At 65.8% G+C, this 11,719-nt stretch carries 12 protein-coding genes and 1 riboswitch; of the genes, 4 read left to right on the top strand and 8 right to left on the bottom strand.

Annotated features, from left to right (window positions below):
- Window positions 1-141 precede the first annotated feature (141 nt).
- Window positions 142-1,599 (bottom strand): MocR-like pyridoxine biosynthesis transcription factor PdxR, encoded by a 1,458-nt coding sequence (gene pdxR, locus C2I35_RS09335; RefSeq protein ID WP_103762766.1) that lies wholly within the window; start codon window positions 1,597-1,599, stop codon window positions 142-144.
- A 162-nt stretch (window positions 1,600-1,761) separates the two neighbouring features.
- On the opposite strand from pdxR, the gene panB reads away from it, so the two are divergent.
- The gene (panB, locus tag C2I35_RS09330) at window positions 1,762-2,625 is read left to right on the top strand and encodes a 3-methyl-2-oxobutanoate hydroxymethyltransferase (RefSeq protein ID WP_103762765.1); all 864 of its coding nucleotides are present in this window, start codon (window positions 1,762-1,764) and stop codon (window positions 2,623-2,625) included.
- An 84-nt stretch (window positions 2,626-2,709) separates the two neighbouring features.
- On the opposite strand, the gene C2I35_RS09325 is transcribed toward panB, so the two are convergent.
- Window positions 2,710-3,405 carry an ArsR/SmtB family transcription factor gene (locus tag C2I35_RS09325; RefSeq protein ID WP_103762764.1) on the bottom strand — a complete coding sequence of 232 codons (696 nt, stop codon included), beginning with the start codon at window positions 3,403-3,405 and terminating at the stop codon, window positions 2,710-2,712.
- A gap of 72 nt (window positions 3,406-3,477) precedes the next feature.
- Between C2I35_RS09325 and C2I35_RS09320 the strand changes: the two genes are divergently transcribed.
- Window positions 3,478-3,804: an NIPSNAP family protein gene (locus C2I35_RS09320; RefSeq protein ID WP_103762763.1), complete on the top strand. Its 327-nt coding sequence runs from the start codon at window positions 3,478-3,480 to the stop codon at window positions 3,802-3,804.
- Window positions 3,801-4,148, top strand: a complete 348-nt coding sequence (locus C2I35_RS09315) for an antibiotic biosynthesis monooxygenase family protein (protein WP_103762762.1) — start codon at window positions 3,801-3,803, stop codon at window positions 4,146-4,148. The genes C2I35_RS09320 and C2I35_RS09315 overlap by 4 nt, the downstream gene beginning before the upstream one ends.
- A gap of 103 nt (window positions 4,149-4,251) precedes the next feature.
- Here the strand turns inward: C2I35_RS09315 and C2I35_RS09310 are convergent, their stop codons facing one another.
- From C2I35_RS09310 to thiD, 6 genes are all read right to left on the bottom strand, one after another.
- A complete protein-coding gene (locus C2I35_RS09310) occupies window positions 4,252-5,343 on the bottom strand; it encodes a CaiB/BaiF CoA transferase family protein (protein WP_103762761.1) in 1,092 nt (363 codons plus the stop codon).
- A complete protein-coding gene (locus C2I35_RS09305) occupies window positions 5,322-6,065 on the bottom strand; it encodes a polysaccharide deacetylase family protein (protein ID WP_103762760.1) in 744 nt (247 codons plus the stop codon). Before C2I35_RS09305 ends, C2I35_RS09310 begins: the two co-directional genes overlap by 22 nt.
- Window positions 6,062-7,354, bottom strand: coding sequence for a nicotinate phosphoribosyltransferase (gene pncB, locus C2I35_RS09300; protein WP_103762759.1), 1,293 nt, complete (start codon window positions 7,352-7,354; stop codon window positions 6,062-6,064). The genes C2I35_RS09305 and pncB overlap by 4 nt, the downstream gene beginning before the upstream one ends.
- Before the next feature lie 45 nt (window positions 7,355-7,399).
- Entirely contained in the window at window positions 7,400-8,599 is a 1,200-nt protein-coding gene (locus C2I35_RS09295; protein WP_103762758.1) for an aminotransferase-like domain-containing protein, read from the bottom strand.
- Between the two features lie 81 nt (window positions 8,600-8,680).
- Entirely contained in the window at window positions 8,681-9,844 is a 1,164-nt protein-coding gene (locus C2I35_RS09290) for a WD40/YVTN/BNR-like repeat-containing protein (protein WP_103762757.1), read from the bottom strand.
- A gap of 157 nt (window positions 9,845-10,001) precedes the next feature.
- On the bottom strand, window positions 10,002-10,826 hold the full coding sequence (gene thiD, locus C2I35_RS09285; protein WP_103762756.1) for a bifunctional hydroxymethylpyrimidine kinase/phosphomethylpyrimidine kinase: 825 nt from the start codon (window positions 10,824-10,826) through the stop codon (window positions 10,002-10,004).
- A 36-nt stretch (window positions 10,827-10,862) separates the two neighbouring features.
- A riboswitch (TPP riboswitch) is annotated at window positions 10,863-10,951 on the bottom strand.
- A gap of 242 nt (window positions 10,952-11,193) precedes the next feature.
- On the opposite strand from thiD, the gene smpB reads away from it, so the two are divergent.
- On the top strand, window positions 11,194-11,670 hold the full coding sequence (gene smpB / locus C2I35_RS09280) for an SsrA-binding protein SmpB (protein ID WP_057791393.1): 477 nt from the start codon (window positions 11,194-11,196) through the stop codon (window positions 11,668-11,670).
- Window positions 11,671-11,719: the final 49 nt, after the last annotated feature.

Here is an 11,719-nt window from a genome sequence, read left to right as displayed (position 1 = left end):
GACTATAGCCAGAGAATATTTTTATTGAGACTTTTGGTCTCAAAAATGAGAAATCCGGAAACGTGACGCACCCGGAAGAACGTTATTTTCGCCTTTTGAACAAGGCGTTCGATCGATTCCGCACCATGGCCCCAACTGGCCTTACGAGCCCAGCTCATTTGCCAGTATCTCGATACCGTCCGCGATCCGTTCCGAGGGAATCGAGGAATAAGCCAATCGATAGAAGTTGCGCGGTGCCCGCGCGGTCTCGAAGAACGGCCGCCCCGGCTCGATCAGAACGCCCCGGGCCTGCAACCGGCGCGCAAGATCCTCGGTATCCACCCCCTCCGGCGCCCGCATCCAGATCGAGCTTCCGCCGAACACGCCGCGCCCTTCTACGCCGAGGCCCTGATCCTCCAGCGCGGTCTCCATCACCTGCCGCCGCTGTGCATAGGCCTTGCCGATCCGCCGGATCAGGCTGTCGTAATGCCCCAGGCTCAGGAAATAGGCCGTGGTCCGCTGCACATGCCCCGGCGGATGCCGCAGCACGCTCGCCCGCAACGCCCGCGCCTCGCGTATGAACGCCTGCGGGCCGACAAGATACCCCAGCCGCAGACCCGGAAAGATCGACTTGGAAAAGCTCCCCACGTAAATCACCCGCCCGTCGGTATCGAGCGATTTCAGCGACGGCAGCGGCGCGCGCAAAAAGCTGATCTCGAATTCGTAATCATCCTCGACGATCAGCGCCTCCATCTCCCGCGCGCGGGCCAACAACGCCTGCCGCCGGTCCAGCGGCATGGTCGCGTTGGTCGGCGCCTGGTGACTGGGCGTGGTGAAAATCACGTCCGCCCGCTCCGGCAAATCCTGCGGCCGCAGCCCGTCGCGGTCCACCGGCACCGGCGCCATGTGACAGCGCGACTGGGTCAGGATATCGCGCAGCGCGTGGTAACACGGCTCCTCCACCGCCGCCGTCCGCCGCTGTGTCAACAGTACCTGTGCCGTCAGCCACAGCGCGTTCTGCGCTCCCATCGTCAGCAGGATCTCCCCCGGCTCCGCCAAAATCCCCCGCCGCGGCAGGGTGTGCCGCGCGATGAACTCGATCAGCTTGGGGTCATCCTGGTCATAGGCATCCGCCGCCAGCGCCTGGAACTCCTTCTGCCCCAGCGCCCGCAGCGCGCAATGGCGCCAGCTTGCGTGATCGAACAGGCTCGGATCGGTCTGCCCGAAGATGAAAGGATAAGGATAGCTTGACCAGTCCCGCGGCTTCTCGGGCGTCGCTCCGCCGGTATATCGCCGCCCGATCGCCCGCCCCCAGTCGATCATGTCACCCTTCGCCGCACTGGGCGTAAACGCGGGCGGCTCCGGCGCGTTCTGCGACACGAAATACCCCGACCGGTCCCGGCTCTCCAGATAGTCGTTGGCCTGCAACTCGGTATAGGCCAGCGTCACCGTGATCCGGCTCACCCCCAGGTGCTCGGCCATCTTGCGCGAACTCGGCAGCTTCTCGCCCTTCCGGAATCGCCCCGACAGGATGCCCTGCGCGATCATCTGCTGGATCTGCGCCTGCAACGTCCCTTCCGCCTCGGGCGACAGGAAAAAGCTTTCCACCGATATGGCCATGCGCGTCAGCCTACACTGGCTCCATTGCCGCGGCAATCTGGACCGATCACGATCTCGACAAATTCAACCGTTGCCATTAAATATCCTAATGATATATCAATTGACGACAATTCAGCGCCACCTGCGAAGTGGCGCGTCGATGGCTCAAGGGAGGACGGCCACATGACCGAACGGAAGAAACGGACAATCACCCAGATCAGGGCCTCGAAACATGATGGCACGCGCATGGTCTACACCTCCGTGCCCGATTACACCTCGGCACAATGGGCCGAGGCGGCGGGCGTCGACGTGGTCGTGGTCGGCGACAGCCTTGCCATGATCGCCCACGGCCACGCTTCGACCGTTCCGGCGACGATGGACATGATGGTGATGCACGCCCAGGCCATCCGCCGCGGCGCGCCCAACACCTTCTCGCTCGGCTGCATGCCCTACCAAAGCTATCACACCGTGGACCGCGCCCTGACCAACGCGACCCGCTTCATGCAGGACGGCGGCTGCGACGCCGTGAAACCCCAGGGCGGCCGCAGCCAGGCCGACATTCTAAAGGCGCTGGTGGCCGCGGGCATCCCCACGGCCAGCCACATCGGGATGGCCCCACACCGCGTCGCGATGTATGGCGGTTTCCGCGTACAGGGCAAGACACCCGAGGACGCGATGGACATCCTGCAGGACGCGCTGGCCATCCAGGACGCCGGCTGTTTCATGCTCGAATTCGAGGCGGTGCCGGCCTCGATCGCCCGCATCATCTCCGCCGAGCTCGAGATTCCCACCATCGGCATCGGCGCCGGCGCGGGCACCGACGGGCAGATCCTGCTCAGCTACGATCTTCTGGGTGTCTTCACCGACTTCAAACCGAAGTTCACCAAGCGCTACGCGAACCTGACCGAGGTGGCCGTGAAGGGCCTGTCCGACTATGCCGCCGATGTGCGCTCCGGCGCCTTTCCCGACGACGACCACAGCTATCACGTGGATGACAGCGTCACCGACGCGTTCCGTGACATGGTCGAAAAGCGCCGCCAGATCTGACCGACACATGCCGCGCCCGCCCTCCGCCACCGAGGGCGCGGCACCACACAAACCGCGTAGGGTGGGTGAAAACCCACGCGCCCCTTACCCCTGGCGCAGGCCCCCGCCGAACGCCTCCGCAAACGCCGCCGCCCCGTCCGTCGAGAATCGCACCACCCGCGTCCCCTTGACCCGGGTCGCCCAGCCCAACGCCTCCATCCGGCTGAACATCGCCCGCCCAAGTTGCCCCGCCAGGTGCGAGCGCCGCTCCGACCAGTCCAGGCACTCACGGCAAAGCGGCGCCCGCGACTTCGGCAAACCGTCCAGGTCAATCCCGAACCCTGTCACGAAACCTCGTCCCGCGTCCGTCAGTTCAAGCGCCTCGCCTTTCTGCCGCAAAGCACCCCGCGCCAGCAACGCGTCATACATCTGCGTGCCCATGTCCCCGGCCAGATGATTGTAACAGACCCGCGCATGCCGCATCTCCGGGTCTCGCGGCCCGGGCCGCGTCCGCAACGCGCCGGTCCCCGCGGCCAGCCCCATCAGCGCCTCCAGCACATGCGCCACCTCGTCACTGGCCAATCGGAAATACTTGTGCCGCCCTTCACGCCGCAGCGTGATCAGCCCGCCCGCCTCCAGCTTCGACAGGTGCGCCGAGGCTGTCTGCAACGTCACCCCCGCCTCAGCCGCCAGCTCGCTCGCGGTCAACGCCATCCCGCTGATCAGCGCGGTCAGCATATTGGCCCGCGCCGGATCTCCGATCAGCGCGGCCACGCGGGATATGTCCGGGCCATCCTTCATAGTTCGACACTAACCGAACCATCGCGCCCCGTCCATCCGCTACAACAGGGGCGACCCCGAAGGAGACCCATCATGCTCACCTGCATCATCCGCTACCACGTCGACCCCACGAAACACGCCCAGTTCGCGCACTACGCCCGCAACTGGGGCACCGCCATCCCGCGCTGCGGCGCCGACCTCATCGGCTATTTCGCTCCGCACGAAGGCTCCTCGACCCTGGCCTACGGAATCTACAACATCCCCAGCCTGGCCGAATACGAAGCCTATCGCGCCCGCCTCGCCGCCGATCCACTGGGGCGCGAAAATTACGCCTTCGCGCAATCCGAAAACTTCCTCTTGCGCGAGGACCGCACCTTCCTGAAATGTGTCTCCACACCGCAGCAAGGAGAAACCAAATGATCGCCGTCATCTTCGAGGTCATGCCACACCCTGACCAGAAAGACGCCTATCTCGACATGGCCGCCAAGATGAAACCGCTTGCGGAAGGCATAGACGGCTTCATCTCGGTCGAACGCTTTCAAAGCCTGGTGAACCCGGAAAAGCTGCTCTCCCTCAGCTTCTGGCGCGACGAGGCCGCTCTGGACGAATGGCGCCGGCTTGAGGCCCACCGCGGCGCCCAGCGCGCAGGCCGCGAGATCATGTTCGACGATTACCGCCTGCGCGTCGTGTCGGTCATCCGCGACTACGGCATGTTCGAGCGCGACGAGGCGCCAGACGACAGCAAGCAAGTCCACGGCGGCTGAAACCGCGCTCCCCGTCCCGGGCCTGACCCGGGACCTCCCGCGGCAGGAAATCCCGGATCAAGTTCGGAACATCGCACCATACGAAAACGTATGTCCAACGCCGTCAGATCAGCCCGCGCGCCTTCAGATCCTTCAGCAGCGCCTCGGTATCCTGCCCCCGCGCGGGCACCGGGTTCGGCGCTTGCGCCTTCCCGTCGAACCGGGGCGCCGGGGCCGGTTGGAACCCGCCTTCTGTATTGTGCCAGATCGCGCGCGCGGCGATATGCGGATCCTCCGCCGCCTCCCACGGGCTCAGCACAGGCGCGACACAGGCGTCCGACCCCTCGAACAGGTCGGCCCAATGACCAACCGGCTGCGTCGCGAAAACCGCCGTCAACCGCGCCGTCTGCTCGCGCCACTGCGCCCGATCATACTGCGCCGCAAATAGCGGGTCGTCATCCAGCCCGAGAAGGTCCAGAAACATCGCATAGAACTGCGGCTCAAGGCATTGCACCGACAGGTACCGCCCGTCGGCACAAACATATGTCCGCCCCCAGGGCGGCGCGTCCAGCAGGCTCTGCCCCCGCTCCTGCGACAAGTTCCCAGCCCCCGCCATCGCCATGAAAAGCGCCATCATATGCGCCGACCCGTCGGTAATGGCTGCATCCACCACCGTGCCCCGGCCCGTCCGCTGCGCGTTCAACAGACCGCTCAGCACACCGGCCACAAGGTACAGCGCCCCGCCCCCGATATCCCCCACGATCGTCGGCGGCGTCAGCGGCGCATCGCCCGGGGTCGAAGCATAGTAGAGCGCCCCCGCCGTGGCGATATAGTTATAGTCATGCCCCGCCAGATGCGCCCGCGGCCCGCCTTGCCCCCAGCCCGTCATCCGTCCATAAACCAGCGTCGGATTGCTCTCCGCAAACACCTCCGGCCCCAGCCCAAGCCGCTCCATCACCCCCGGCCGCAGCCCTTCGATCAGCGCATCGGCCTCGTTCACCATCGCCTTCGCAACAGCCATGTCGCCGGGATCCTTGAGATCCAGCACCACGGCCCGCTTGCCGCGGTCGAGCATGTTGCGCTCGCCCATCGTCGGATTGGCAGGTCCCGGCCTCTGAACAACCGTCACCTCCGCGCCCAGATCCGCCAGCATCATGGCGGCGAAGGGTGCGGGGCCTAGGCCCTCGAACTCTACTACCTTGATGCCGGCAAGCATTGCGGCGCCTCCTGATCGGCCTGAGCGGCACGGGCGAACCCGCTGAGCGTATGAAAGGCCAGTCCACGGTCGGTGATTGCGCGCAGCAGACGGTCGATTTGCCGGTGCGCACTGTAGCGGCCCGGACCCGCCTTGCGCGGGCGGATGTCATGACCGTTGAAGATGCCGACGCCGCGATGCGCGACCAGCATGTCGAGCGCGGCGCCGATCTCCCGCCAGCTCCGGCTGCCGGGATTCTGAAAGTCGATCAAGCCGATGCTGCTCACCGCCCCGTCGGGATCGGGCCGCTGGTAGATCCGCTTCGGCACATCTTCGACCGACAGATCGCGCCCGCTGCCGGCGCGGGTGATCTGAAAATAGGGCGCTGTGGCCGCGCGGGTTTGCCGGTTGGAGCCATAGAAAGGGCTGGCATAGCTGGTGGTCGGGAAGCCGAGCGCGCGATGCTCTGCCACGCCACGGGCGATCTCGTTTTCCAGCCAGTGGTCGAGGCCATGCTGGCGCAGGTAGGGCTGCAATTTCTCGTGGTTGCGGCCGTGATAGGCGATTTCGTGACCGTCCTCCTGCAACTGGTGCAGGCCATCGATCTGCGCAGGCGTGGCGGCATGCATCCAGCAGACGCAGAAGGTGGCTCGGGCGTCATGCGCCTGAAAGATCGGTCCCGCGGCGAGCCAATTCTCGACATAGAGGTCGTCGAAAGTGAGGCAGACACCGGGCGTGATCACACCACCACCTCGATCTCCTCCTGGTCCCCCACCCCGAACACCCGCTTGTAGCGGTCGATCTGGCCCTCCGGCCCCATGGCCTTGCGGGGGTTGTCCGACAGCTTGACGGTCGGGCGGCCGTTGGCGGCCACCGCCTTGCAGACGAGCGAGAAGGGGGCGAGAGCGTCGCCGGGGGTAAGGCCGCGAAAGTCGTTGGTCAGCAGCGTGCCCCAGCCGAAGGAGACGCGGGCGCGTCCCGCGAACTGCTTGTGCAGTGACAGGATCTTCTCCTCGTCCAGCCCGTCGGAAAAGATGATCAGCTTCTGCGTCGGGTCCTCGCCACGGTCCTTCCACCACTGGATGGCGGTCTCTGCGCCGCGGGCGGGGTCGCCACTGTCAACGCGGATGCCCGTCCACCCCGCCAGCCAGTCGGGCGCCTTGGCCAGAAACCCTTCGGTACCGTATGTATCGGGCAGGATGATCCGCAGGTTTCCGTCATGTTCGTCGTGCCAGTCGGACAGGACCTCGTAGGGGGCGCGGGCCAATTCCTCGTCATTCTCGGCCAGCGCGGCATAAACCATCGGCATTTCGTGCGCGTTGGTGCCGATCGCCTCGAGGTCGCGGTTCTTGGCGATCAGGCAGTTGGAGGTGCCGACGAAATTGTCCCCCAGCCGTTCGGTCATCGCCTGCACGCACCAATCCTGCCATAGGAAAGAATGCCGCCGCCGCGTGCCGAAATCGGCGATACGCAGGCCGGGCGTGTCGCGCAGCACTTCGGTCTTTTCCCACAGGCGGGTCATGGCGCGGGCGTAAAGCACCTGAAGCTCGAACCGGGCCATGTCGTGCAGCACCGCGCGCGACCGCAGTTCCATCAGCACCGCCAGCGCCGGGATTTCCCACAGCATGACCTGCGGCCAGGTACCCTCGAACGTAAGTTCGTACTGCCCATCGCGTTTTTCCAGGTGATAGGGCGGCAGACGCAGCTTCTCGAACCAGTCCATGAATTCGGGCGTGAACATCTGCCGCTTGCCATAGAACGTGTTGCCGCGCATCCACGTCGACTCCCCCCGCGACAGCGACAGCGAGCGGATGTGGTCCAGTTGCTCGCGCAGCTCGCCCTCGTCCACCAGTTCAGCCAGCCGGATATCCTTGCTGCGGTTGATCAACGAGAAGGTAACGGAGGTGTGCGGACGGTTGCGGAACACCGACTGGCACATCAGCAGCTTGTAGAAATCGGTGTCGATCAGCGAACGGACGATCGGGTCGATCTTCCATTTATGGTTCCAGACACGGGTTGCAATGTCGACCATGGCGGCCTCCGGGTAGTCAATTTGCCGCCCGTTAGAGCAAAAGGGTCAGGTTTCCGCAAGCGCGGCGCGGGTCGCCGTGGCCAGCCGCTCGATCCCGGTCACCAGCTTGTCCTCGGTATTGTAGGTAAAGTTGATGCGGATCGAACTGTGGTCACGCCCTTCGGGATCGAACACCGACGAGGGCGAAATGCACACCCCATGGTCCAGCCCCACCTCCATCAGCCGGTTGGTATCCAGCGCGGGGTCCTTCGCCGTGGCCCACACGAACATGCCCCCCGTGGGCTGTTCCCACGTGAACAGTTCCGGCAGGTGTTCGTCCATCGCAGCACACAGCGCATCACGCCGCTTGCGGTAAAGGTCGAGGATATTGGGCAGCATGTCATCGGCCAGCCCGGTGGCGAAGGCGTCATGGGTGATCTGCTGGCACAGGCCGCTGGTGCACATGTCGGCGCTCTGCTTGGCGGCCTTCAGCACCTCGATCATCTCGGGCGCCGCGATGATCCAGCCGATCCGCAGCCCCGGCGCCAGCTCCTTGGACACCGTGCCAAGATAGATCACCGGCCCGTCATAAGGCGCCCCGACCCGCTCGGCAGACAGCGTCAGCATCCGCGGCAGCGGCGCGTCGTCATAATAAAGCGTGCCGTAGGGGTCATCCTCGATCAGCCAGGTGCCGGTCTCGTGCGCGGCATCCACCAGCCGCCGGCGCGTCGCCGCATTCACCAGCTTGCCCGTAGGGTTCGAGAAATTCGGCACGGTATAGGCAAACTGCGCGCCGGTCATCGCCGCCACCGGATCAAGGTCATTCGCCTCCAGCCGCATCGGGCGATAGACCGGCTGGCGCGGCCGCCAGTTGTCCAGCGCCCCCAGATAGGCCGGCGTCTGCGAGGCGACGGTGCTGCCCTCCTCCAGTAACACCGTACCCAGCAGGTTCAGCGCCTGCGCCCCGCCCGCGGTGATCAGCACGTTATCGCGCGTCAGCGTCAGGTCCCCTTCCGAATACCGCGCCGCAATCAGGTCGCGCAGCTTGGGCAGTCCCGCGACGGGGGCATAGGCCAGCGTTTCGTCCGCGTGGTCGGCCACGGCGGACGTCGCCAGCTTCGTCATGTCCTCGATCGGCCAGATCTCGGTGCCCGGCAGACCACCGCCAAGGTTGACCAGCCCCGGGATGCGCCCGGCGGCCAGGAAAGTGGCGGTCACGTCGTTGGTGTCGTCAAGCCATTTGGCAAAGGCGGGGCGCTGGGGCATCGGCTGTCTCCCGAAGTCGTGCAAGGGGTCGGGGCGTGCATAAAGGAAAATGAACGTCTGTTCAATTCCCGTCCTGCGCGCTCAGTCGGCAGGCGCAAACGCCTCGACCGACAGGATGGTGGGCATGTGCCGCGCAATCTCGCGCCAGCTGTCGCCCTCGTCAAGGCTGGCAAAGACAGACCCCGAATTGGTCCCGAAATACAGCCCCGGCGCATCCAGCGTGTCCCCCGCCATGGCCTGCCGCAGCACGGTGAAAAAGCAGTTCTCCTGCGGCAACCCCTCGCGCAGCGCCGCCCACGTCTCGCCCCCGTCGCGCGACCGCCAGACCGCGCAGGCCGCATCGGGCGGATACCGCCCCGCCATGTCGCCATTCAGCGGCAGCGTCCAGATCGTGCGCGGGTCGCGCGGATGCACCCGGATCGGAAAGCCGAAGGTCGAGGGCAGGCCCGGCGTGATATCGTCCCACGACCGCCCGCCATCAGACGACCGCCAGACGCCGTGATGGTTCTGCTGATAAAGCAGGTCCGCATCGCCCGGCGCGCGCATGATGTTATGCACGCAATGCCCGGTCTCTCCGCCGCTCGGGGCGGCGGGATGGTCATGCGCGCCGCAGGCCTCGGTATTGGACAGCCGGTTGCGCCGCTCCCAGCTCGCCCCGCCATCCTCGGTGGCAAAGACCCCCGCGGCGGAAATCCCGATCCACTGCTTTTGAGGCGCGCCGGGGTCGAACACGATCGAGTGCAGGACAAGCCCCGCGGCCCCGGGGTTCCAGTCCTTCGCCGATGGATGCTCGGTCAGTGCATCGACCTGGCGCCATGTCCGACCGTGATCCGTGCTCTTCAGCAGGGTCGCGGGCTTCGTCCCGGCATACAGCGTCCCGTGTGCGAACCCCAGCGACCAGACCTGTTCAAAGGCGTCGTCGAACGGCAGCGGCGCGTCGGTCCAGCCGATCATCTCGGCAAAGCCCGGATCGTTCGCCGCCCAGTCGTCCATCTGCCCCCGCGTCAGGCGCTCCAGCGTCCAGGACCGGCCCCGATCCTCGGACCGCCACACGCCCGCCCCGTAAAACGCACCGCCACCCCCAGCCCAGATCGTGCCGCTGTGGGGATCGCCCGCCATGTGGTTGATGCACCAGCCGTCGCAATGCGGGCCGGTGACGTCCCAACAGTCGCGGCCCGCGTCTGCGGACAGGATAAAGGCACCCTTTGTGGTGCCGACAAGGAGGCTGACACTGGGGGAAGACATGGCAGAGGGCTCCGCTTGGTTTGGCGGAGCCTACCACGTCCCGCCGCGATTCCCGAGAGCGGGAACCGGCCGATCCCGATCCGTCAAAGACGGTCTTTCTCCCATCGGGCAAGAGGCCCCGGATCAGGTCCGGGGCAGGAAGCGGCCGATACGAAGGTCACGCCCATAACCCGGCGAAATGATGCGTCGGTCCATGCCCGGACCCGACATCCAGCGCCCCGGCCCCGGCAATCGCCCGCGCGACATAGGCCTTGGCCTCGGCCACCGCCTCGGGCAGAGGTTCTGCCCTCCCGATCCGGGCCGCCAGCGCAGCCGACAGGGTGCATCCCGTACCGTGGGTGTTCCGCGTCGCCACCCGCGTGCCCTCGAACCAATGCACACCGTCCGCATCGGCCAGCACGTCCGGGCTGTCCTCGCCCTCCAGGTGCCCACCCTTCAGCAGCACCGCGCCACAGCCCAGCGCCCGCAGCGACTGCGCCTGTTCTGCCATCGCTTCCCGCGTCGCCGCCTCGGCGCAGCCCAGCAACGCCGCCGCCTCCGGCAGATTCGGCGTGATCACCGCCGCCTTCGGCACCAGCGCCTCGCGCAGCGCCACCACCGCGTCCTCGGCCAGGAGCGATGCGCCTCCCTTCGCCACCATCACCGGGTCCAGCACCACCGGCACGTCCGGCAAGGCGTCCGCCACCGCCCGGGCGATCTCTGCCGTGGCGATCATCCCGATCTTCACCGCGTCGATCCGCACGTCCTCGGCTACCACCCGGATCTGGTCGGCCACGAAGTCCGGCGGCACCAGATGCACGCCCTGCACGCCTTGGGTGTTCTGCGCCGTCAACGCCGTCAGCGCCGCCATCCCGTAGGCTCCGTTCGCCGAGATCGCCTTGAGATCGGCCTGCACGCCCGCACCGCCCGACGGGTCCGAGCCCGCGACCGACAGGATGTTGGCGATCCGGCCCTTGGCTGTGTTCCTTGTGTCGGGGGTCATCCGGCTCCTTTCGCGGCGTCGAAAGGCTGGGTCCGACCGGCTCCGGTCGCGCCTTCCTCCGCCAGCATGATCTGGGTCAGGTTCAAAGGGTGCATCTCAGCCCGAAGGCGCCCCTGGCTTGTGCCGAACGATAGGCGCAGTGGCCCGCCTGTCAACCGCAACCGCGCCGGCGCAACGCACGCTCCGTTGATCCGGCCACCTGCAAAAAACCGCACCGTCGCAATACCACTTGAATACCGACGTGATACCGACGTTCGGATTCGCCTTCTCGGGTCCCGTTAACCTTTCGATTCGCTTCAGGGGGTTGGAAGCCTTCGCCACAGGGGCTATCTTGCTCTCTTGCACCGCCCGGAAGGCAGAAATCGACATGGTCAAGCCCAAGATCAATCCAAACTACAAGGTCGTCGCCGAGAACCGCAAGGCGCGGCACGACTATGCCATCGAGGACGATCTGGAATGCGGCATGGTGCTCGCAGGGTCCGAGGTCAAATCCCTACGCCAGAAGACCTCCAACATCGCTGAAAGCTATGCCGCGGTCGAGGATGGCGAGCTGTGGCTGGTCAACAGCTACATCGCACCCTACGAACAGGCCGTGCCTTTCGGCCACGAGGACCGGCGCCGCCGCAAGCTCTTGGTTTCGCGCAAGGAAATGGCGCGTCTGTGGAACGAGACCCAGCGCAAGGGCATGACCCTCGTGCCGTTGGTGATGTACTTCAACGACCGCGGCATCGCCAAGATCAAGATCGGCATCGCCAAGGGCAAGAAGAACACCGACAAGCGCCAGACCGAGGCCAAGCGCGACTGGAACCGCCAGAAGCAGCGGCTTTTGCGCCACGGTATGTAGGCGTCTCGGATTACACCCTCTGCGGGTGCCGCCGCTTTTGCTATATTCT

It is taken from the genome of Roseovarius confluentis, assembly GCF_002917925.1.
In the GTDB taxonomy this organism is placed as follows: Bacteria; Pseudomonadota; Alphaproteobacteria; order Rhodobacterales; family Rhodobacteraceae; genus Roseovarius; species Roseovarius confluentis.
Note: the sequence above shows the minus strand (reverse complement) of the source record. Positions and strands in the feature narration are given on the sequence as shown.